We start from the raw sequence: 21,293 nt of genomic DNA, 5'->3' as shown, positions 1-21,293 counted from the left end.
CCGGCGGGCTTCACCAACTGCTGGACAGCGGCATGCCCTCGGCATACCCGGACGAGCCCTGGATCCCGACGGTCGCCCGCTCGTGGAACTCCTCCAGCGTCCGGGCGCCCGCGTAGGTGCACGAGCTGCGCAGCCCGGCGACGATCGAGTCGATCAGGTCCTCCACGCCGGGACGCCGCGGGTCCAGGAACATCCGGGACGTGGAGATGCCCTCCTCGAACAGCGCCTTGCGGGCCCGGTCGAACGGGGAGTCGTCGGCGGTGCGCAGCCGCACCGCCCGCGCGGACGCCATCCCGAAGCTCTCCTTGTAGAGCCGCCCGTCGGCGGCCCGCTGCAGGTCGCCGGGCGACTCGTAGGTGCCGGCGAACCAGGAGCCGACCATCACGTTCGCGGCGCCCGCCGCCAGCGCCAGGGCCACGTCGCGGGGATGCCGGACGCCGCCGTCCGCCCACACGTGCCGGCCGAGGCGCCGCGCCTCGGCGGCGCACTCCAGGACGGCGGAGAACTGCGGGCGGCCGACCCCGGTCATCATCCGGGTCGTGCACATCGCGCCGGGCCCCACCCCGACCTTGACGATGTCGGCGCCCGCCTCGATCAGGTCGCGGGTGCCCTCGGCCGTCACCACGTTCCCCGCCGCGACCGGGACGCCCGGGTCCAGCGCCCGGACGGCCTTCAGCGCGCTGATCATCTTGTCCTGGTGGCCGTGCGCGGTGTCGACGACGAGCAGGTCGGCGCCCGCCTCCAGCAGCGCCTTGGCCTTGCCCACGACGTCGCCGTTCACGCCGACCGCCGCGGCGATGCGCAGCCGCCCGGCGCCGTCCACGGCCGGGTCGTAGAGCGTGGCGCGCAGCGCGCCGGTGCGGGTCAGGATGCCCGCGAGCCGCCCGGCGGGGTCGACGACGGGGGCGAGGCGGTGGCCGCGCTCGTGCAGCCGGTTGAACGCCTCGCGCGGGTCCACGCCGGCCGGCAGCGTGACCAGGTCGCGGGACATGATGTCGCGCAGCTGCGCGAACCGGTCGACGCCCTGGCAGTCGGCCTCGGTGACGACGCCGACCGGCCGGTCGTCCTCGACCACGATCACCGCGCCGTGCGCGCGCTTCGGCAGCAGCGCCAGCGCGTCCCCGGCCGTGCGGGCGGGGCCCAGCCGGATCGGGGTGTCCACGACCAGGTCGCGTCCCTTGACCCAGCCGATGACCTCGGCGACGACCTCGCCGGGGATGTCCTGCGGCAGTACCGCGATGGCGCCGCGGCGGGCGACGGTCTCGGCCATCCGGCGCCCGGAGACGGCGGTCATGTTGGCCACGACGAGCGGCACGGTCGTCCCGCTGCCGTCCGAGGCCGACAGGTCGACGTCGAGGCGGGACCCGACCGAGGAGCGGCGCGGGACCATGAAGACGTCGTTGTAGGTGAGGTCGTGAGCGGAACGCTCACCGTTCAGCAGGTGCACGGCTGTACTACACACCAATCACGGATCCGGGCGGCTCGGCCACCGTACATTGTGCGCCATACCCGGCGATGCTCCGGCCAAGCCGTGCCGGTCTACCAGGCGTGATCGAAGTGAATGCGATGACGTGGTCGAAAACGGTGCAACGTGGGGGTTGGCTCTCTGTAAAGTTACCTCTTGACGTAACTGCGCCCCCGATGCACTTTTCTTACATGTGCCTCACGCGGACGGCGGGACCCGCCGTAGGGGCGTGACAGCAGAACACCGGGAGAAGCGCATGCAGGTCACGCACTTGGGCCCGGTCAGCCGCGCTCGCCCGCGCCGCGGGCCGCCCCGGCCGGGCGGCGGTGCCCGCCGGGGCCGCCGCTGTGATCGTTGCCACCCCGCACGGCCGCCGCCCGCGCGTTCCCCGCCCGGGCGCGGCGCCGCGCCGGACGCGCGGCGCGAGCCCGGCAGCATTGCGCTTTCACGGGGGTTCACACGGCGTCGGAAACGGCGCTCCGCGGACCCCGGTACAGACGCATCGACGGCCGCCGGGCAGGGCGAACACGAGCAAGATCAATATTTGACGTCATACCGTCCTGAAATGGAATGATCTTGCAACTGCTGGCAAAAGGATTCATCAGATATCGAGGAGGACAGCCGTGCTGGATGCGGTCGACGCCGTGCTCGTCCGCGAGCTCCAGCGGGATGGCAGGGCGACGTTCCAGGCGCTCGCCGACCGTGTCGGGCTTTCCCGCACGGCGGTGCGGGCACGGGTACAGCACCTTCTCGAAACCCGGGTCGTCCGCGTCGTGGGCATCGTGCACGCGGCCGTCGTCGGCGCGGAGGCGATCGGGCACGTCTCGATCACGGTGGACGGCTCGGCCCGGGAGGTGGCGTCGGCCATCGCCGAGCGCCCGGCCGTCAGCTTCACCGCGCTGACCGCCGGCCCGCACGACCTGGTCGCGCAGGTGCGCACCCGTGACGACGCCGCGCTCGCGGCCGAGGTGGACCACATCAGGTCCATCCCCGGCGTGCGCGCGGCGGAGGTGTTCCGGTCGGTGGCCACCGTGCGCGACACGCACGCGGTGGTGCGCGAGCTCGGCGAGGTCAGCCTCGACGGCATCGACTGGCGGCTCCTGCACGAGCTGCAGCAGGACGGGCGCGCCCCCTACACCCGGCTCGCGCACATCATCGGGCTGTCGCAGGCCGCGACCCGGGCCCGGGTGGTCAGGCTCATGCGCTCGGGCGTCATCCAGGTCACCGGCCTGGCCGACCCGCTGGCCCTCGGCGCCGCCGAGCTCGGCGGGTTCGGGCTGGTGGTGACCGGCGGGCTGCGGAAGGTCGCCGAGGCGGTCGCCGCCCAGGACGGCATCCGCTACCTGGCGACGGGCTTCGGCCGCTACGACATCGTCGGGCAGGCCGAGGCGACCTCCCGCAGCGGGCTGGTCGCCGTGCTGGACGCCATCCGTTCCGTGCCCGGCGTGACGGTCAGGGAGTCCTGGCATCACCTGGACGTGGTCAAGGAGTCCTACGCCGTCGAGCTTCCCGAGTTCCCCCTCAACGGGTCGTCCTGACCGGATCCCCGCCCCCGGCCGCGGTCCGAACCGCAGCCGGGGGCACCGCCCGCGACCGGCCCGAACCGCGACCGGCCCGGCCCGGCCCGGTCAGTGGTCTTCGCGGGCCGTCTCCTTGGCGAACGCCAGGAAGTCGCGGGCGGCGGGCGGCAGCCTGCGGTGCGCGTGGACGAGCCCGATCATGCGGGTGATCGGCGGCATGAACGACCGGACGGTCACGCCCTCGGTGTCGTCGATCTGGTTGCGGTACCAGAGCAGGGAGCCCATCCCGGCGCGGACCAGGCCGAGCCATGCGCCGCGCTCGTCGGACTCGACGGCGGCGACCGGGGTGGCGCCGATGCGCCGCAGCATCATGTCGATCTCGGCCCGCCGGGCGCTGCCGCGGGCGGGCAGCACCAGCCGCATCCCGTCCAGCGCCGCCGGCGGCACCGGCTCGCGCACCCGCAGCGCGGGCGGCGAGATCAGCACGACCTCCCGCTGCTCGAACGGGTGCGCGGACATGTCGCCCGGGACGGGCAGGTCGGTCAGCGCGAGGTCGGCGCGGCCCGCGCGCAGCGCCGCCGCGACCTGGTCGCGGTCCTCGCAGCGGATCACCCGGACCCGCACGGCCGGCTGGTCGCGGGCGAACCGGGGGATGAGGCGGCCGGTCAGCTCAGGCTCCAGGGACGCGGTCACGGCGATGCGCAACTCGGCGCCGCGCCCGTTGGCCCGGGTGACCGACAGGGCCTCGATCGCCTCGACGGCGTCCAGGGCGACGCGGGCCTCCCGGACCACCTGCTCGCCGACGGGGGTGAGGACGACCCCCCGGCCGGAACGCGCGAACAGCTCGACGCCCAGCTCGCGCTCCAGTTCGCGGACGGCCCGCGAGAGCGCGGGCTGGGCCACGTAGAGAGCCTGGGCCGCCGACGTCATCGTGCCGTGGTCGGCGGTCGCCACGACGTAGCGCAGCTGCCGCAGATTCATGCCCTGACCGTATGCCAACGAACCGATCCGGTCCTGGACATAGCCGGAATCGGACCGAGAATCAGCCGCGGCGGGCCACGCTCGGCCTGGTGATCAAGGTCGCGGCGGCCCGGCGGCGGGGCCCCCGTCCAGGCCGTCGGCACCGCCCGCGTCCCCCGTACCGTCCGGGCCGACCGGGACGGTGTCCGGCTCGGGCTGCAGCTGCGGGGCGCCGACACCGCACTGGCTCCGGCATTCCGGCACGACCTGCTCCCCGGTGGGAGTCCGCAGCGCGTCGTCGCCGACGGTCAGGAAGGCCAGCACCGCCCCGGCCGCCAGCAGCGCCGCGCACGTCACCATCGCGATCCCGAACCCGCGCGAGAACACGCCGGGGTTCTGGTAGGCGTCGCCGGTCAGCCCCGCCAGCGGCGGGATCGCCGCCACCGCGAGCAGCCCCGCCGCCCGCGCCACCGCGTTGTTCACGCCGCTGGCCACGCCCGCGTGCCGGACCTCCGCGGTGGCGAGCACGGTGGCGGTGAGCGGCGCGACCACCGCCGACAGGCCGAGCCCGAACACCACCACGGCGGGCAGGATCTCGCGCACGTACGAGGCGTCCGCGCCGATCCGGGAGACCAGCAGCATCCCGGCGGCCGCCACCAGCATCCCGGCCGTCATCGGCAGCCGCGGGCCGATCCGCTGCGCGAGCGCGCCCGCCCGCGCGGACAGCAGCAGCATCAGCACCGTGACCGGCAGCAGCGCCGTCCCCGCCGCGACCGGCGAGAACCCGCCGACCACCTGCAGGTTCAGGACGAACAGGAAGAACATCACGCCCATGCCGCCGTACATGATGAACGTGACGACGTTGACGGCGGAGAACTGGCGGGAGGCGAAGACGTCCAGCGGCAGCATCGGCTGCGGCGGCCTGCGCCCGGCCCGCGCGCCGGGCAGGGACCGTCCCCGGCCGCGGGCCCGCTCCACGACGACGAACGCCACGGCGGCCGCCAGGCCCGCGACGGCGGCGGCGCCGATGACCGCCGGGGCCGCGTCGCCGCCCGGCGCCTCGGTGAACGCGTAGGTCGTCCCCGCCAGGGCGAGGGCCGCCAGTGCGGCGCCGAGCACGTCGAAGCGCCCGCGTGCCTCCGGGTCGACACTCTCGGGGACGTGCCGCGCCGCCACCAGGATCACCACGGCGGCCAGCGGCACGTTCAGCAGGAACACCCACCGCCAGCCCGCGGCCTCCACCAGCCAGCCGCCCGCGAACGGCCCGATCGCGCTCGCGACGCCGCCGAAGCCCGACCAGGCGCCCACCGCCCGGGGCCGGTCCTCGGCGTGGAACGACGCCTGGATGATCGCCAGCGAGCCCGGGGTGAGCAGGGCACCGCCCACCCCCTGCAGCGCCCGCGACACGATCAGCATCTCGACGTTCAGGGCGAGGCCGCACAGCGCCGACGCGGCCGCGAACCACACCACGCCGATGAGGAAGACCTTCCGCCGCCCGAACCGGTCGCCGAGCGAGCCGCCGAGCAGGATGAACCCGGCGAGCGTCAGCGTGTAGGCGTTCACCGTCCACTGCAGCCCGGCCATGTCGGCGCCGAGGTCGTCCGCCAGCGCCGGGAGCGCGACGTTCACGACAGTGGCGTCGAGCATCGCCACGCCCGATCCGAGGACCGTCGCCAGCAGGATCCAGCGACCGGGACCGGTGCCGAGCCGGACGTCCGGCATCAGACGGTCAGCCCGTCGGCGGGCATGCCTTCAACGCGCATACCCGTATCGTGCCACGCCGCGCCCGGGTCACACCCCTGCCGGCGATCACGGGTGGCCGGCGGTCACCAGTGGTCGGGGCTGAACGGCTCGTCCTCGGGCCGCGTGGACCGCGACAGCAGCCGCAGGTCCGACTCGACCATCATCGTCACCAGCTCCTCGAACGACAGCTCCGGTTCCCAGCCGAGCTGCTCGCGGGCCTTCTTGGGGTCGGCGCACAGCAGGTCGACCTCGGCGGGGCGGGTGTAGCGCGCGTCCAGGACGACGTGGTCCTCCCAGTCCAGGCCCGCCGTGCGGAACGCGAACTCCACCAGCTCCCGCACCGACTGGGTGTGGCCCGTTCCGATGACGTAGTCCTCGGGGTCGTCCTGCGCCAGCATCATCCGCATCGCGCGGGCGTAGTCGCCCGCGTAGCCCCAGTCGCGCCGCGCGTCGAGGTTGCCGAGGCGCAGCTCCGTGGCCAGGCCCAGCTTGATGCGCGCCGCGCCGAGCGACACCTTCCGGGTCACGAACTCCGCGCCCCGCCGCGGCGACTCGTGGTTGAACAGGATGCCGCTGACCGCGAACATCCCGTAGGACTCGCGGTAGTTCTGCGTGATGTAGTGCCCGAAGCTCTTGGCCACCCCGTACGGGCTGCGCGGGTGGAACGGCGTCTTCTCGTTCTGCGGCGTCTCCCGGACCATCCCGAACATCTCCGAGGACGACGCCTGGTAGAAGCGGATCTGCTCGCGGCCCGGCGTCCGGGACGGGCTGATGCCCGACACCACGCGGATCGCCTCCAGCATCCGCTGCACGCCCACGCCGGTGACCTCGGTGGTGAGCTCGGGCTGCTGCCAGGACATCGGGACGTAGGAGATCGCGCCCAGGTTGTAGACCTCGTCGGGCTCCACCCGCTCCACCGCCGAGATCAGGCTGCCCTGGTCGAGCAGGTCGCCGGTGGTGATCTGCACGTCGCCGATGTGCTTGCGCAGCCGCGACACGTGGGGGTTCGCCTGCCCCCGCACCAGGCCCCAGACCTCGTATCCCAGCCCTAGCAGATGCTCGGCCAGATACGAGCCGTCCTGTCCGGTGATGCCGGTGATGAGTGCTCGCCTGGACAGCGGATCCTCCATGGCTGAAATAGGTCCGACGCGGGCCCACCACGGGTTCGATCCCGCAACGAGCGTGACATATGAGGTTACCGACCGCGCCATGCCGATGACGAGGGAGGGCACCGTTTGAACCGAATTCTCTTCTGGTTGGCCCGCCGGGCCGCCGATGTGCCACGGTGAGGGCATCATGAGCTCTCCGGACGTGCCGCCGCTGCGGCTGGGCGGGCGGGACATCGGCCCGCACGCGATCATGGCCGTGGTGAACCGCACCCCCGACTCGTTCTTCGACCGGGGCGCCACGTACGGATTCGACGCGGCCCTGGACGCCGTGGGACGGGCCGTGGCGGCCGGAGCCGACATCGTCGACATCGGCGGAGTGAAGGCCGGCCCCGGCGAGGACGTCGGCGTCGGCGAGGAGCTGCGCCGGGTCGTCGATCTCGTCGCCGCCGTCCGCGACCGCCACCCCGGCGTGGTGATCAGCGTCGACACCTGGCGCGCCGAGGTCGGCGAGGCCGTGGCACGGGCGGGCGCCGGCCTGCTCAACGACACCTGGGGCGGGCCCGACCCGCGGCTCGCCGAGGTCGCCGCCGCGCACGGCATCGGCCTGGTCTGCTCGCACGCGGGCGCCCAGGCCCCCCGGACCCGCCCGCACCGGATCGGCTATGACGACGTCGTCGCGGACGTCGTCGGGCACGTCACGGCCGAGGCGGAGCGCGCCGCCGCCCTCGGGGTGCGGCGCGAGGCGATCCTCATCGACCCCGCGCACGACTTCGGCAAGAACACCCGGCACTCACTGGAGATCACCAGGCGGCTCGGCGAGCTGACCGCCACCGGATGGCCGGTCCTGGTCGCGGTGTCCAACAAGGACTTCATCGGGGAGACCCTCGGCCTCCCGGTCAGTGGGCGCGGCGTCGGCACCATGGCCGTCCTGGGAGTCTCCGCCCTGCTCGGCGCCCGCGTCTTCCGCGTCCACGACGTAGCGTCCACCCGCAAGGCCCTGGACGCCGTCAGCGCCGTCGTGCCTCGTCCCGCCTGAAGACGGCCCGAGATCACCGGTCAGTGGCTGGCGGTCTCCTTCTGCGGGGACGACGGGCCGCCCGCTTCCCGCTGGCGGGCGCGGTAGGCGGCCACGTGCATGCGGTTTCCGCAGGTCCGGCTGTCGCAGTAGCGGCGGCAGCGGTTGCGCGACAGGTCCACCAGGACGCGTGCGCAGTCCGGGGCCTCGCAGGTGCGCAGCCGGTCCAGCTCACCGGCCGCCACCACGTACGCCAGTGCCATCCCGCAGTCGGCGGCCAGGTGCTCGCCGAGCGGCGCGCCGGGCGCGAAGAAGTGCACGTGCCAGTCGTAGCCGTCGTGGTCGGTCAGGTGCGGGGTGGTGCGGACCTCGCCGACGATCTCGTTGATCCGGCGCACGGCGGACGGGACGCCGCCGGCGCGGAACACCGCGTGGAAGCGTGCGCGCAGGTCCAGGACGCGCACGAGGTCGGTGTCGGTGAGCCGGCCCACGTCGCTGAACGCGTTGCGCTCCACGAACGAGCGCAGGCCGGGCAGCCCGCCGAGGCGCTCGGCGCCGGACGCCGCGGCGCCCGTGTTGATCAGGTCGACGACGACGGCGAGCGCGTGCTCGGTGTCATGCGTGAAGATCACAATGACTCCAGTCTCCGGGACCGGGGCGGTCGTGTGCCCGGCAGCGCCGCCGGGAGCCGCGAGAGCGGCCCGTGGCCCCCAACCATATGACGGCGGGCGCGCCCGTCCGCGCGCACCCCGCCAGAAAGCGCTGGCGTGCCGGCGGCATCGTCCTGCCGGGAACGCTCCAGCCGGCGGCGGCGCGCGGTGCCGAACCGCGCCGTGCCCCGGAGGGGCTCAGCGCTCGTAGTTGGGGTCGGCGACGACCGGGTAGTAGGCGTCGGTGTGCTGGACCCGCATCGTGACGATCGAGCCCTCGAGCGTGTAGTCGGCCTTCACCTGGCGGAACATCGAGTCGCTCGCCCACGGGTTGTAGAGGCGGCCCACGGTCGCGCCGTAGCGCAGGTGGACGACGTCGTAGCCGCCGGACGGCATCGACTCCAGAGTCAGGCCGTCGGCGAGGGAGACGTGGAAGCGGAACTCCGAGGGGGCGTCGGGTCCGTGGATCACGGTCAGCAGCCGCACGCCGCCGGCCGTCGTCTGGGCGACGATGTCGGTGTCGACGTCCACGCCCACGAACACCCGCAGGCTCGGGCGCAGGACCTGCGCGACGGTGTCGGCCGCCGTCACGTCAATGCCGAGGTGGATCCGCTGCCCGTCCCTGGTCGGCACCCACACGCCGTCACGGGCGCGCTGGCCCCAGGCGACTTCGGGGTTCTCCATCTCCTGGGGCTCGTTCTTGCCGCGCGCGACGAGGATCCTGGAGGCGGCGCTCATCGCCGCGGCAGCGCCGTCCCGTGCATGCCTCATGGCGGGCCCCCTCGCCTTCATTAATCTCATCACTCGCGTGACTTCGTGCTCGTCTTGGGTTTATCACGGGCAGTACGGGCAGGGCGGCGCTTGCCCTGGCGTTGGTCTGTTCGTGACGTTCGCCCCGTGCGTCGTTGGACCTTACACCACGCTTATATGCGCCGGTCGGGCCAGGCTGTGATCCTCCGCACGGCCGGGCTCGCGCGCCGATCACCGTGCGCGTCCGGGCCGGTACGCAGAAAATGCTTTGTGCCGGGGAAGGGGACCTCCGCATCATTGAACACATCGAACAGTGCGAAGGCGCGAAGGGGCGAGCCACCGGTTAGGCGGCCGGTCTCCAAAACCGGCGGAAAGTGGGTTCGACTCCTACCGCCCCTGCCGAGTAGCGACGACGGGCTTGTGGTGTAACGGAAGCACACTTCCCTTGCAAGGAAGCGATCAGGGTTCGACTCCCTGCTGGTCCACCGGCACGCGCGGCGGGCCGTCCGCTCTCCCGGACGGCCCGCCGCGTTCGCCCCCGGAGGGTTGGCCGAACGGTAAGGCAGCAGTTTCGAAAACTGACGTCGAGGTGATACTCGAAGGGGTTCGACTCCCTTACCCTCCGCAATTCCCGCCCTTTGCCGGGAACACGCCTGCGACCGGGCTCACGTCAGCGCCGGCTGCCCGGCGTTGACCGGCTCGGACAGGTCGGCGAGGACGTCGCCCAGGCGGTCCAGGGCGGCCGCGATCCAGGGCAGCGACGCCGGAGCGGGGGAGGCCAGGGCCGCGAGACGCTGCTCGTCGTCCTCCCCGTAGAGGAGGCTCGGCGCCACCCGCATCCGCAGGGAGGCCGGGGCGTCCCCGAACGAGCTGCCCGGCAGGACGCCCACTGCGTAGCGTTCCAGCAGGAGATGCGTCAGCTCCCCGGCCGTCCGGACGCCGTGGTTCGCGCGCAGCGCGTCCCGGACCGGGCCGAAGTCGGGATAGACGTAGAAGGCCGCTTCCGGCCGGGCGACCCGGGCCCCCGCGGCGGCGAACCGGTCGGCGACCGCGCCGGTGATCGCGGCGTGCAGGCGCCGGCTGCGGTCGACGTGCTCGACCAGCTCGGGCGGCTCGGCGAGCGCGTACGCGGCGGCGTGCTGCATCGGGGCCGGGGCGCTGGACCAGATCTCGCTCGCCACGCCCAGCAGGCTGTCGCGCAGCGCGCGGCCGAACGGGCCGTCGGGCAGCCGCGCGACGCCCAGCCGCCAGCCGCCCGCCGCCAGGCTCTTGCTCAGCGCGGTCGTCACCACGGTCCGCTCGGGCGCGTGCCGGGCCGGGCTCGGCGCCGTCCGCCCCGGCTCGTGCACCAGGTCGCGGTAGATCTCGTCGGAGATCACGACCAGGTCCTGCTCGCGCGCCACCGCGCACAGCCGCCGCACGGTGTCCTCGGAGGCGATCGTGCCCGTCGGGTTGTCGGGAAGCGTCACCACCACGGCCCGCACGTCCCGGCCCCGCGCGCGGGCCCGCACGACGGCGTCGGCCAGCAGGGCCGGGCTCGGTACGCCGCCCTCGCCGGGCGGGGTGGCGACGCGGATCGGCTCGGCGCCGACCAGCGACGTCTGCGCGGCGTAGGTCACCCAGCTCGGCGCCGGCACGACGACGTCGCCGCCGAGCGCGGTGAGCAGGGCGTACAGGAGCGGCTTGCTGCCGGGGCCGGCGACGACCGTGGACGGGTCGGTGGGCAGCCCGCGCCGGGCCCAGTAGCCGGCGGCGGCGGCGCGCAGCGCGGCGGACCCGGCTACCGGCCCGTAGGCGCCCTTGCCCGCCGCCGCGCCCAGCTCGCGGGTCAGGGCGGGATGTATCGGTATCCCGGCCTCCCCGAAGCCGAGGGGCAGGACGCGCCGGCCCTCCCTGCGTTTGCGCGCGATCGCCTCGTTCACCGCGAGCGTCGCCGACAGCGCGACCGGACGCGGGGAGAAGGGCAACGGGCGGACGGACGCGGACTCTTTCTGGGCAGGCATCAATACTCCAAAGGCATGGCGAAAAAGGGCATGGCGAAACAGCGGCGGGTGACTGCGGATTCCCCCTGTGCGACCCCTGCCGGGCTCGAATCAATACTTGCCCGCTTCTAGCATCATCACAAGCGACTCTCATCGATGGTGACCGTAAGATGGGCTGATGCTAGAGTTCCGCCGCCTCCGCCTTCTCGCCGAATTCGCCCGCCGCGGCAGCATCGCCGCGACCGCCTCAGCCCTCGGTTACACCGCGTCGGCGGTCTCCCAGCAGCTGTCCGCCCTCGAACGCGAGGCCCGCGTCCCGCTGCTGGACCGGACGGCCCGCAGCGCGGAGCTGACCGATGCCGGACGCCGGCTGGCCGAGCGCGCCGAGGAGATCCTCTCCCTGGTGGAGACCGCCGAGGCGGAGCTGTCGGCGCAGTCCGGCGCCCCGATGGGGCGGGTCGTGGTCACCGCGTTCCCCACCGCGGCGGTCGCCCTGGCGCCCGCGCTGGCGCGGAGCCTCGGCGAGCATCCCGGGCTGACGTTCGTCCTGCGCCAGACCCGGCCCGGCGACGGCATCCGGCAGGTCCAGAACGGCGAGGTGGACATCGCGCTCATCGACGACTGGACGGGCAAGGTCCCCGACCAGTCGCCGGCGGCCCTGGAGTTCTTCCACCTGCGCCGGGACCCGCTGGTCCTCGTGGTCCCCGCCACGCACCCCATGTCGGATCCCGGGCGGAGCGTGGACCTGCAGCAGCTCCGGGAGGAGCCGTGGATGGCGGCGCCGCCCGGGGAACCGTCCCGGCAGGCCCTCGAACGGATCCTGGACACCGTCGGCGGCGCCCGCCCGGTCCCGTGGGAGTTCGAGGGACTGCACACCATCCTGAGCCTGGTCGCGCGGGGGATCGGCATCACGGCGGTGCCCGCGCTCGCCCTCGCCGCCGGCGACCAGGGCGTGGCGGTGCGGCGCATCCCCGAATGCACGCTGGCGCGCGAGGTCTACGCCGTCACCAGGACCGCGAGCGTGCGCAGGCCCTCGGTGGCGGTCACGCTCAGGGCCATCTACGCCGCCGCCCGCGACGCTCAGCCCGCCCCGCCGGAGAGCTGAGCGAAGGACCGGTTAGAGTCGGAACCGAGACCGGGATCACACCGGCGCACTCCGGCGATGTCCGGAGGTCATTCGGACCGGACGAGGCGCGCAGCCGACTCGCGCAGCCGAACCGAGCAGCCGAACCAAACGGGACGCGGAGCCGAACTAAGGGTAGGAAGGCCGCGCAGCCCGGATCATCCCAAAGCGGACAGACGGGCGCGGATCATCACGTACGGTGGGGCGAATCGTGAGCACATCCGAGTACCTGCACACCGATCGGGGAGCACAGCACTCGATGGATCGACCCGCGACCATGCCCGCACGGCCCTCCGGGGCGGCGGGAACCCCCGCGCCCACGGCGGCCGCCCCGGTGGCGGAGCCCCGTCCCGCGTGGACCCGTTCCGCCCGGACCCGCCTCGCGCGGGCCCGCCTGGCGCTGGCACGCCCCGCGGAGGTCTCCACGGCTGAGACCTTCTCCCCGGACGCGGAGGCCCCGGACGCGGAGGCCCCGGACGCCGAGGCCCCGGACGCCGAGGATCGGGCGGGGATCACGCGTGCGCCCGAGTCCCAGGACGCGCACGGCCACGGGCACCTCGTCTTCGAACTGCCGCGGCTGCCCTCGCTGCTCATGCACGCGCTCCCGAGGTTCGTCGAGGGCGTCATCGCCCCCGTCGTGGTCTTCTACGTCGCGCTCTCGCTCCTCGGGCTGACCGGCGCGCTCGTCGCCGCCGTCGCCTGGGTGTACGGCGGCATCGTCTACCGGTACGTGCGCGGGCATCCGGTCTCGGGGCTGCTGCTGCTGGCCGCGGTCGGCGTGACCGTCCGCGCGGGACTCGCGGCCGCGACGGGCAGCGCGGTCGTGTACTTCCTGCAGCCGACGCTCGGGACGCTGTGCGTGAGCATGGCCTTCCTCGCCTCGGTGCCGCTGGGCAAGCCGCTGGCCATGAAGCTCGCCAAGGACATGGCGCCGATCCCCGACGCGTTCTACAAGCACGACAGGGTCCACCGGTTCTTCCTGCGGATCTCGCTGCTGTGGTCGGCGGTGCTGATGGCGAACGTGGGCGTGAGCCTGTGGATGCTGTTCAGCCAGTCGATCAGCATGTACCTGTGGTTCCGCACCGGCATCGTCGCCGGGCTGGGCGCCATCGGCATCACCGTCTCGGTGTGGGGCTTCAAGCGGCTCGTGCGCCGCGTCAACCGCGAGCCGGCCGAGGGAACCGCCGCCGCCTGAGCGGCCCCATCCGGTCTGAGCTGTGTTTTCCCCGTCCGGCGAGCCGAACTTCTGGCCCGTCCGGGACGTCTCATTTGTCGGGTAGACAGATACGGGGCGAGAACTTTTCCTTTGGGGGAGACTGTGGTGACCAGGGGCCGTTTCAGGCTGGCGCTGACCGGCGGCACGGGCGTGGCGGCGATGCTCGTGGCCGGCTGCACGGTCGGCGGCGAGGGCAGCCTGACCTCGGGAGAGTCGGGTGAGCCCGTGACGATCACTCCGGCCGGCGGGACCGCGCAGGTCAAGCCGGACGGGACGATCGAGGTGAAGGCCTCGGACGGCAGGCTGCAGAACGTCACCGTCCAGGGCAAGGGGGCCACCGTCACCGGCAAGTTCGGCGATGAGCGCAGGACGTGGCGCTCCGACCGGACGATGACGCCGGGCACGTCCTACACCGTCACCGCGCAGGTCCGCGACGACGGCGAGACCCGCACGTCCACCAGCTCGTTCACCACGCGGAAGGCGGCGGAAACGCTCAAGATCGCCGACGTCACGCCCAACCGCAAGGGCGAGAAGGTCGGCGTCGGCATGCCGATCATCGTCACCTTCGACCGGCCGGTCGCCGACAAGGCCGCGGTGGAGCGGACGCTGACCGTCACGCCCGGCAAGGCGGTCGAGGGCGCATGGCGGTGGATCGGCTCCGACAAGGTCGTGTACCGCACGAAGACGTACTGGCAGCCGCACCAGACGGTCCGCTTCCACGCGAAGCTGGCCGGTGTGAACGCCGGAGGCGGGGTCTACGGGGCCGAGGACGCGCAGGCGAACATCGCCATCGGCGCCGCCCAGATCACCACCGGGAACATCGGCAAGCACCGGATGACCGTGACGAGGGACGGCGAGAAGCTGCGGACCCTCCCGTTCAGCGCGGGCAACGGGCAGACGCGGGAGTACACGACGAGCAGCGGCGTCCACCTGCTGATGGAGAAGAGCAACCCCGTCACGATGACGTCGCCCGGCCGCAAGCCCGGCGACCCCGGCTACTACAAGCAGGTCGTCGACCACGGGGTCCGGTTCTCCGCGAGCGGCCAGTACACGCACTCGGCCCCCTGGTCGGTCGGCTCGCAGGGCTCGGCCAACGTCAGCCACGGCTGCATCAACCTCAGCCCCTCGGACGCGCGCTGGTACTACGACATCATGCAGCGCGGCGACGTCCTCAAGCTCACCGGCACCGACCGGCAGCTCGAGTGGGACAACGGCTGGGGCCAGTGGCAGATGTCGTTCGACAAGTGGCGCCAGGGGAGCGCACTGGGCTGACCTGCGGTACGGCGGAGCAGGCAGGATGGCGTGCCGTTCTACAACGCTTTGATCTCGGCCGACTCCAAAAAGCCGGGGTGGCGGCATCACCGACGACTTTTGTCGCTAATGTCTCCCTGGTAGACGGCGGGGTTACTGGAGGTTGAGGTGCAGCGGAGGCTTTCCGCAGGAGTTCGGGTGGGCACGGCGCTGGCGGGGGTCGTGCTGCTCCTGACGACGGCCTGTAGCGGGGGAGAAGAGGACAAGGGCGTCACCGTCGGCGAGAAGGCCGACGCGCAGGCCCCTCAGGTGACGATCGACCCGGGCAACGGGAACACCAAGGCGAGCCCGGAGGACGGCGTCACCGTGACCGCCGCGGGCGGCACGCTCGACAAGGTCACCGTGATGCTCAAGGGCAAGCCGGTCGACGGCAAGATGGCCGCCGACAAGACGAACTGGAAATCGCGCACTCTGCGGCCGGGTTCCAAGTACCAGGTCAACGCGGTCGCCACGAGCCCGCAGGGCAAGTCGGCCACGGTCAACGCCACGTTCGCCACGCACAAGGCGCCGCAGAGACTCGAGATCGTCGACATCACGCCCACCAAGAACGAGAAGGTCGGCGTGGGCATGCCGATCCAGGTGGTCTTCAACCGGGAGGTCGGCGACAAGAAGGCCGTCGAGAAGGCCTTCGAGGTCAAGTCCACCAAGCCCGCCACCGGCGCGTGGTTCTGGATGAACGACACCACGGCGATCTTCCGCACCAAGAACGGCGAGTACTGGAAGCCCAACCAGAAGGTGATGTTCAAGGCCAAGCTGGCCGGTGTGAAGTCGGGCAAGAGGACCTACGGCACGTCCGACTACAGCCGCGGCTTCCGGATCGGCGACTCCCACATCACCCACATCAGCACCAAGTCCAAGAAGGCCGTCGCCAAGGAGAACGGGAAGAAGGTCCGGAGCTGGCCCATCAGCGCCGGCAAGGGCGGGCGCGTGGTCAACGGCGTCGATACCTTCCTCACCGCCAGCGGCATCCACATGACCATGGGCAAGGAGAATCCGGCGATCATGACGTCGGAGTGGATGGGCGTCGACCCGAAGGACAAGAAGAACGGCGGCTACAAGGAGGTCATCCCCTGGGCGGTGCGGATCTCCATCAAGGGTGAGTACGTCCACTCGATGGCCTCGACCGTGTGGGCGCAGGGCGAGCAGAACGTCAGCCACGGCTGCGTCAACTCGCCCCCCAAGGACGCTCGCTGGTTCTACAAGTGGTCCTACCGCGGCGACCCGGTGATCATCACCGGGAGCAAGCGCAAGCTGGAGTGGGACAACGGCTGGAGCTACTACGAGATGTCGTGGAGCCGCTGGGTCAAGGGAAGCGCCCTCGACCGTACCGTGACCACCGGGTGATGTTGACCGGGCCCGTCCGCGGGAAGGGGGCCGGACACGGCCGCCTGTGAACGGGGACCCGGTGAAGGAACAAGCGAGAAAGCCGAGACTGCGGCGCCGCGTCCGGCGCGGAGCACACCGTGCTCTGCGCCGCGCGGCGCTCTGGACGTTGTGCCCGCTGCGATGGGCGCGCGTGCCGCCGCCGGGGGAGCGGCTCCGCGTCCGCGTCCTCCTCCAGAACGCGCACGGGACCGGCGGCACGATCCACACCGTGCTGAACCTGTGCGGGCACCTGACCCGCGACCACGACGTCGAGATCGTCAGCGTCCTGCGCCGGAGCAGGAAGCCGTTCTTCCCGGTGCCCGGCGACGCCACGCTCACCTACGCCGACGACCGCTTCGTCCCCAAGGGCAGGGCGGCCCGCCTCCTGGCCCGGCTCCCGAGCCTCCTGGTCCCGTCCGAGGAGGCGTCCTTCCGCCTCATGAGCCTCTGGTCGGACGTGTGCCTGCTGCGGGCCCTGTACCGCTCACCGGCCGACGTGCTCATCGGGACCCGGCCGTCCCTCGTCCTGCTGGCGGCCGAGCTCGCGCCGCGCGGCACCGCGACGATCGGGCAGGACCACATGAGCCTGGAGTCCTACCAGCCCGCCCTCAGGCGGCAGGTCGTCCGCGCCTACCGCCGGCTCACCGTCCTCAGCGTCCTCACCGAGCCGGCCCGCGCCGGCTATGAGAGCGCCCTCACCGGGTCGGGTGTCCGCATCGTCCGGATCCCCAACGCCGCGCCGCCGCTGCCGGGCCGGCCGTCGCGGCGCGCGGACGAGGTCGTGCTGGCGGCCGGGCGGCTCGTGAGCAACAAGGGCTTCGACCTGCTGATCCGCGCCTTCGCGCCGATCGCCGCCGAGCATCCGGGCTGGACGCTGCGCATCTTCGGCTCCGGGGTGCGCCGGGACCGGCTCGGCGCCCTGATCGACGAGCTGGGCCTCGCCGAGCGGGTGCGGCTGTGCGGTCTCACCCGCGACCTGCACGGCGAGATGGCGCGCGCGTCGATCTACGCCCTGTCGTCGCGCCGCGAGGGCATGCCGATGGTCATCATCGAGGCCATGGGAATGGGGCTCCCGGTCGTGTCGTTCGACTGCCCGTTCGGCCCGCCCGAGCTGATCACGCACGGCCGCGACGGGCTGCTCGTGCCCACCGGGGACGTGGACGCGCTCACCGCCGCGCTCCGCGAGCTGATCGCGGACCCCGCCCTCCGCGACCGCCTGGGCGAGCAGGCCGTGCGTTCCGCCCGTGCCTACGACCTGGAGCACATCGGCGCGCGGTGGTCCCGCCTGATCTCCGGTCTCCGTCCGTCCGCGCCGCGAGGCGTCGCCCCGCACGCCGGAGAGATCGTGGAGGATTCCGACCTGAGCGTCTCCGGCAGCGACCGGTGACCCCGTGACCGATGAACGGGCGCGGCTCAGCCGCGCGGCAGGAGGCCGCGGACGAAGGCCGCCTGGCCGGCATGCTGCAGGTCATCGGATATCACGCTGACCAGCCGCACGGCCAGGGTCACCGGCGGATCCCAGGCGCGGTCCACGACCCGGGCCAGATCGCCGTCGGTCAGTGAGGCCACGTACTCGGCGGTCCTGTCGTGCACGGCGTCGTGATAGCCCGTCAGCAGTTCCGCCGATTCGACCCGGACCGCCGCGACCTCGTCGCCGGTGTGGCCGTACCCGGTGTCGGACGGATCGAGCGGAAGGCCGAACCTCTCCGCCCAGCCGTCGCTCGTCCACACCTGCGAGGTCCCGGCGGCGTCGGCGATGTGGTCGTCCTGGACGCGGGTGAGGTGCCAGACGAGCCAGCCGATCGAGTTGGCCCCTCCATCGGCCCGGTACGCGAGTTGCCCCGGGGTGAGCCCGCCGGCCGCGTCGTGGACCACTTCCCGGATCCGCCCGAACGCGTCGGTGAGCAGTTGCGTGCTGGTCATTGGGAGGACGCTACCCCGGCCGGGCACGTCCAACCGGGACCGCGCCCGGCGGTGGCGTGGCGGATTCCGGCATTCCGCTTGATACTCAAAGTGATCCATACGATCCTTAGCGTGGTCGTTCAGCCGAGGCGCCGTTTGCGCCGGCGGGACGGCCACCGGGGGACGGCGGCGAGGGGATGCGGGACGGTCGCCGGCATGCTTGGAAAAGGGGGACCGGGGGTGAGCGGTTCGGCGTTCGTTCATCACGGCTGCGTATATGCCGGTGACGACGAGTTCCTGCGGATGGCCGTGCCGTTCATCGACGGAGGCCTGCGGCGGGAGGAACCGGTGCTGGTCGCCACCACGCCGGCCAACCTCGACCTGGTGCGGACCGCGCTCGGCCGGCACGCGCGCAACGTCGACTTCGCCGAGACCGCGGCCTTCGGCCGCCGCCCGTCGCAGCGCGTGGCCGCCTTCACCGGCTACCGGTACCGCCATCCCCGCGCCGCCCGGGTCCGGATCCTCGCCGAGCCCGCCTGGGCGGCCGGGCGGTCCGCGCGGCAGGTCGAGGCGCTGGAGTGCATGGAGTCCGCCCTCAACACCGTGCTCGCCGGAACCGGCATCCACATGATCTGCCCCTACGACGCCCGCGTCGCCGAACCGGAGATCGTCGGCAACGCGTGGCGCACCCATCCGCACATGGTCCACGGCACCGATGTGGCCGAGAGCCCCGGCTACACCGAGCCCGTCGCGTTCGTCCGCGCGCGGGCCTCCCCGCTGCCCGGCCGCCCGGACGACGCCGTCACGCTGACGTTCGCCGGGGACCTCAGCAGGATCCGGCACGCCATCGTGATGGAGACCGCGATGCTCGGGCTGGCCGGGGAACACCTGATGATCTTCTCCGCCGCGGTCGGCGAGCTGCTCACCGGGACGGACGCGGACGAGGCCGGGGAACTGCCGAGCGTCGCGCTGTGGTCGCGGCCCGGCGAGGTCGTGTGCGACATCCGGCTGCCCGCCACCACCTCCCTCGACCCGTTCATCGGGCTGCACCCGCCGACGCTCGACCCGAGGCCGGGCGACGGGTTCTGGCTCGCCCGGCAGATCTGCGACCACCTCGACGTGCGGCCCGGCCCGGCGGGCACCACGGTCCGGCTGCACACCCCGAACCCCGGCGTCGACGAGGTGCCTCAGGGCGCCTCACCCCCGCACGGGTGAGGCGCCCTCCCGCGCGGCGCCTTCCACGGCGCCCGCCTCCGCTGCGGCCGCGCGGGAGGCGGGCTCGGGCAGCCGGACGGTGACGGTCAGGCCGCCGCCCGGACGGGGAACGGCGGTCACGGTGCCGCCATGGGCGGTCGCCGTGGCGCGGACGATCGACAGCCCCAGCCCGGAGCCGCGATCGGAGCGCACCCGGTCGTTGCCGAGCCGGCGGAACGGCTCGAAGATCGTCTCGACCTCGTAGCCGGGCACGACCGGGCCGGTGTTGGTGACGACGACCTCGGCGCGGCCGCCCCGCTCCCCGGTGGCGACCGCCAGGTCGCCGCCGTCGTGGTTGTGCCGGATCGCGTTCTCGACCAGGTTCTGCACGAGCCGCTCGAGGAGGACGGGATCGCCGGAGGCGGGGGCCGGATCGAGGGCGCGCACGCAGATCACGCCATGGGCACCGGCTTCGGTGGTCGCCTGGTCGAGCACGTGGCCCGCCACGTCCGCGAGGTCCAACGGCCTGGCGTCGGTCACGATGCCCTCCGTGCCCGCGAGCGTGAGGAGCCCGTCGATCAGCCGCTCGTGGCGCCCGTTGACGACCAGCAGCGACTCGCCGAGCCGCTTGACGTCGTCGGTGGCGTCCGGGCGGCGCACCGCCACGTCGACGAGGGTGCGGTTGATGGCGAGCGGGGTGCGCAGCTCGTGCGAGGCGTTCGCGGCGAACCGGCGCTGGCCCTCGAACGCCCTGGCCAGCCGGGCGAGCATGGTGTCGAAGGTGTCGGCCAGTTCCTTGACGTCGTCGCGCGGGCCCTCGTAGGCGATCCGCTCGGTGAGGTCGTGGCTGCGCGCCACCCGCCCCGCCGTCTCGGTGATCGTGTGGACGGGACGCAGCGCCCGGTCGGCGAGCAGCCACCCGAAGCCCAGCCCCGCCGCGGCCACCACCCCGAGGGCGATGCCGCCCTGGGTGAGCAGCGCGCTCAGGGTCTCGCGCTGGGCGTCCTCCCGTCCCCTGATCACGGCCCCCTCGACCAGCTTGACGGCGGTCGAGGGGGGTTCCCCGGGGGACGACTCGGCGTGCCCGCTCGTCCGGCCGCTGACCGGATGACTCCGGACGGCGTCGACGGTCGGAGCGCCCTCTTGCTGAAGGTTGTTCTGCACAAGGATGTAGGTCAGGCCCAGCAGGACCACGCCGGCGCACAGGAACAGGCCGGTGTACAGAAGCGTGAGCCGCATCCGGATCGTGGGCTGCATCCGTCCGGTGAACGCCTTCATGGAATCCGGTACCCCACCCCCGGGACGGTCTCGATGGCCGGCGGGTCGCCGAGTTTGCGGCGCAGCTTCATCAACGTGACCCGGACGGTGTTGGTGAACGGGTCGGTGTGCTCGTCCCACACCTTCTCCAACAGCCGCTCGGCCGGCACGACCGTCCCCTCCGCGCGCAGCAGCTCGGCGAGCAGCCCGAACTCCTTGCGCGCCAGGTGCACGTACCGGCCGTCGCGGTACACCTCCCGGCGGGACGGGTCGAGCCTGATCCCGGCGCGTTCCAGCGCCGGCGGCGCCGCGGGCCGGGCGCGGCGGCCGAGGGCCTGGACTCGCGCCACGAGCTCCTCGAACGCGAACGGCTTGGTCAGGTAGTCGTCCGCGCCGATCCGCAGCCCCTCGACCCGCGCCGGGACGGCGACGGCTGCGGTGAGCATCAGGACCCGGACGAGCGCGCCGGACTCCACGGCGGCGCGGCAGACGTCGTCGCCGTGCACGACCGGCAGGTCCCGGTCCAGGACGAGGACGTCGTAGTCGTTGACGCCGAGCCGTTCGAGCGCCGCGTCCCCGTCGTAGACGACGTCCACGGCCAAGGCCTCGGCCCTGAGGCCCTCGGCGACCGAATCGGCGAGCATCCGCTCGTCCTCGGCGATCAGTACCCGCACGTCGTGCCCTTCCCCTCCGCCGTCCTGCCCGCCCCAGCTTCCGGCAACGGGCGTAAC

Annotated in this window: 18 protein-coding genes and 3 tRNA genes; 11 read left to right on the top strand and 10 right to left on the bottom strand. The window is 72.8% G+C overall.

All coding sequences use genetic code 11. The features are described from left to right. Positions 1 to 10 precede the first annotated feature (10 nt). Positions 11 to 1,447, bottom strand: coding sequence for a GuaB1 family IMP dehydrogenase-related protein (locus tag E1285_RS07310; protein WP_132149398.1), 1,437 nt, complete (start codon positions 1,445 to 1,447; stop codon positions 11 to 13). Positions 1,448 to 2,088: 641 nt separating this feature from the next. Between E1285_RS07310 and E1285_RS07305 the strand changes: the two genes are divergently transcribed. After that, entirely contained in the window at positions 2,089 to 3,003 is a 915-nt protein-coding gene (locus tag E1285_RS07305) for an AsnC family transcriptional regulator (RefSeq protein WP_132149396.1), read from the top strand. A 90-nt stretch (positions 3,004 to 3,093) separates the two neighbouring features. Here the strand turns inward: E1285_RS07305 and E1285_RS07300 are convergent, their stop codons facing one another. The 3 genes from E1285_RS07300 to E1285_RS07290 all read right to left on the bottom strand — a co-directional run bounded on the left by E1285_RS07300 (position 3,094) and on the right by E1285_RS07290 (position 6,806). After that, on the bottom strand, positions 3,094 to 3,966 hold the full coding sequence (locus tag E1285_RS07300) for a LysR family transcriptional regulator (RefSeq protein WP_132149394.1): 873 nt from the start codon (positions 3,964 to 3,966) through the stop codon (positions 3,094 to 3,096). A gap of 93 nt (positions 3,967 to 4,059) precedes the next feature. Next, positions 4,060 to 5,667 carry an MFS transporter gene (locus tag E1285_RS07295; RefSeq protein ID WP_132149392.1) on the bottom strand — a complete coding sequence of 536 codons (1,608 nt, stop codon included), beginning with the start codon at positions 5,665 to 5,667 and terminating at the stop codon, positions 4,060 to 4,062. Positions 5,668 to 5,771: 104 nt separating this feature from the next. Beyond that, on the bottom strand, positions 5,772 to 6,806 hold the full coding sequence (locus E1285_RS07290; protein WP_132149439.1) for a GDP-mannose 4,6-dehydratase: 1,035 nt from the start codon (positions 6,804 to 6,806) through the stop codon (positions 5,772 to 5,774). Between the two features lie 178 nt (positions 6,807 to 6,984). Here E1285_RS07290 and folP point away from each other — a divergent pair, with 178 nt between their 5' ends. Beyond that, complete coding sequence (gene folP / locus E1285_RS07285) at positions 6,985 to 7,833, top strand: dihydropteroate synthase (RefSeq protein WP_132149390.1); 849 nt, start codon at positions 6,985 to 6,987, stop codon at positions 7,831 to 7,833. Positions 7,834 to 7,853: 20 nt separating this feature from the next. Here folP and E1285_RS07280 read toward each other — a convergent pair whose 3' ends face one another. Then, on the bottom strand, positions 7,854 to 8,444 hold the full coding sequence (locus E1285_RS07280; protein ID WP_132149388.1) for a CGNR zinc finger domain-containing protein: 591 nt from the start codon (positions 8,442 to 8,444) through the stop codon (positions 7,854 to 7,856). 216 nt (positions 8,445 to 8,660) lie between these two features. After that, the gene (locus E1285_RS07275) at positions 8,661 to 9,233 is read right to left on the bottom strand and encodes a hypothetical protein (protein WP_132149386.1); all 573 of its coding nucleotides are present in this window, start codon (positions 9,231 to 9,233) and stop codon (positions 8,661 to 8,663) included. A 306-nt stretch (positions 9,234 to 9,539) separates the two neighbouring features. Here E1285_RS07275 and E1285_RS45385 point away from each other — a divergent pair. From E1285_RS45385 to E1285_RS07265, 3 genes are all read left to right on the top strand, one after another. Continuing rightward, a tRNA-Trp gene (locus E1285_RS45385) sits at positions 9,540 to 9,611 on the top strand. Between the two features lie 15 nt (positions 9,612 to 9,626). After that, positions 9,627 to 9,697 (top strand) — tRNA-Ala (locus tag E1285_RS07270). 55 nt (positions 9,698 to 9,752) lie between these two features. Then, positions 9,753 to 9,837 (top strand) — tRNA-Ser (locus E1285_RS07265). 40 nt (positions 9,838 to 9,877) lie between these two features. Here E1285_RS07265 and E1285_RS07260 read toward each other — a convergent pair. Continuing rightward, positions 9,878 to 11,215: a pyridoxal phosphate-dependent aminotransferase gene (locus E1285_RS07260; RefSeq protein WP_132149384.1), complete on the bottom strand. Its 1,338-nt coding sequence runs from the start codon at positions 11,213 to 11,215 to the stop codon at positions 9,878 to 9,880. Positions 11,216 to 11,372: 157 nt separating this feature from the next. Between E1285_RS07260 and E1285_RS07255 the strand changes: the two genes are divergently transcribed. From E1285_RS07255 to E1285_RS07235, 5 genes are all read left to right on the top strand, one after another. Beyond that, on the top strand, positions 11,373 to 12,299 hold the full coding sequence (locus tag E1285_RS07255; RefSeq protein WP_132149382.1) for a LysR family transcriptional regulator: 927 nt from the start codon (positions 11,373 to 11,375) through the stop codon (positions 12,297 to 12,299). Between the two features lie 229 nt (positions 12,300 to 12,528). Beyond that, positions 12,529 to 13,512: a VC0807 family protein gene (locus E1285_RS07250; RefSeq protein ID WP_243722617.1), complete on the top strand. Its 984-nt coding sequence runs from the start codon at positions 12,529 to 12,531 to the stop codon at positions 13,510 to 13,512. A gap of 126 nt (positions 13,513 to 13,638) precedes the next feature. Beyond that, positions 13,639 to 14,805 carry an Ig-like domain-containing protein gene (locus tag E1285_RS07245; RefSeq protein WP_243722616.1) on the top strand — a complete coding sequence of 389 codons (1,167 nt, stop codon included), beginning with the start codon at positions 13,639 to 13,641 and terminating at the stop codon, positions 14,803 to 14,805. A gap of 177 nt (positions 14,806 to 14,982) precedes the next feature. Continuing rightward, a complete protein-coding gene (locus E1285_RS07240; RefSeq protein ID WP_243722615.1) occupies positions 14,983 to 16,188 on the top strand; it encodes an Ig-like domain-containing protein in 1,206 nt (401 codons plus the stop codon). A 61-nt stretch (positions 16,189 to 16,249) separates the two neighbouring features. Next, positions 16,250 to 17,596: a glycosyltransferase family 4 protein gene (locus E1285_RS07235; protein ID WP_243722613.1), complete on the top strand. Its 1,347-nt coding sequence runs from the start codon at positions 16,250 to 16,252 to the stop codon at positions 17,594 to 17,596. A gap of 26 nt (positions 17,597 to 17,622) precedes the next feature. On the opposite strand, the gene E1285_RS07230 is transcribed toward E1285_RS07235, so the two are convergent. Beyond that, complete coding sequence (locus E1285_RS07230) at positions 17,623 to 18,132, bottom strand: DUF664 domain-containing protein (RefSeq protein WP_132149378.1); 510 nt, start codon at positions 18,130 to 18,132, stop codon at positions 17,623 to 17,625. 219 nt (positions 18,133 to 18,351) lie between these two features. Between E1285_RS07230 and E1285_RS07225 the strand changes: the two genes are divergently transcribed. Next, positions 18,352 to 19,326, top strand: a complete 975-nt coding sequence (locus E1285_RS07225) for a sensor histidine kinase (RefSeq protein WP_165966495.1) — start codon at positions 18,352 to 18,354, stop codon at positions 19,324 to 19,326. Here E1285_RS07225 and E1285_RS07220 read toward each other — a convergent pair. Next, positions 19,309 to 20,583 (bottom strand): HAMP domain-containing sensor histidine kinase, encoded by a 1,275-nt coding sequence (locus tag E1285_RS07220; protein ID WP_132149374.1) that lies wholly within the window; start codon positions 20,581 to 20,583, stop codon positions 19,309 to 19,311. The genes E1285_RS07225 and E1285_RS07220 overlap by 18 nt on opposite strands. Continuing rightward, positions 20,580 to 21,236 (bottom strand): response regulator transcription factor, encoded by a 657-nt coding sequence (locus tag E1285_RS07215; protein ID WP_132149372.1) that lies wholly within the window; start codon positions 21,234 to 21,236, stop codon positions 20,580 to 20,582. The genes E1285_RS07220 and E1285_RS07215 overlap by 4 nt, the downstream gene beginning before the upstream one ends. Between the last annotated feature and the right edge of the window lie 57 nt (positions 21,237 to 21,293).

It is taken from the genome of Actinomadura sp. 7K507 (assembly GCF_004348425.1).
Taxonomy (GTDB): Bacteria; Actinomycetota; Actinomycetes; order Streptosporangiales; family Streptosporangiaceae; genus Spirillospora.
The sequence above is the reverse complement of the archived record's forward strand: the minus strand, read 5'-3'. Positions and strand labels throughout refer to the sequence as shown.

Coding starts and splice junctions, on each gene's coding strand:
- E1285_RS07230 (WP_132149378.1), bottom strand. CDS start 18,132: ATGACCAGCACGCAACTGCTCACCGACGCGTTCGGGCGGATCCGGGAA.
- E1285_RS07255 (WP_132149382.1), top strand. CDS start 11,373: ATGCTAGAGTTCCGCCGCCTCCGCCTTCTCGCCGAATTCGCCCGCCGC.
- E1285_RS07260 (WP_132149384.1), bottom strand. CDS start 11,215: ATGCCTGCCCAGAAAGAGTCCGCGTCCGTCCGCCCGTTGCCCTTCTCC.
- folP (WP_132149390.1), top strand. CDS start 6,985: ATGAGCTCTCCGGACGTGCCGCCGCTGCGGCTGGGCGGGCGGGACATC.
- E1285_RS07300 (WP_132149394.1), bottom strand. CDS start 3,966: ATGAATCTGCGGCAGCTGCGCTACGTCGTGGCGACCGCCGACCACGGC.
- E1285_RS07275 (WP_132149386.1), bottom strand. CDS start 9,233: ATGAGGCATGCACGGGACGGCGCTGCCGCGGCGATGAGCGCCGCCTCC.
- E1285_RS07295 (WP_132149392.1), bottom strand. CDS start 5,667: ATGCCGGACGTCCGGCTCGGCACCGGTCCCGGTCGCTGGATCCTGCTG.
- E1285_RS07220 (WP_132149374.1), bottom strand. CDS start 20,583: ATGAAGGCGTTCACCGGACGGATGCAGCCCACGATCCGGATGCGGCTC.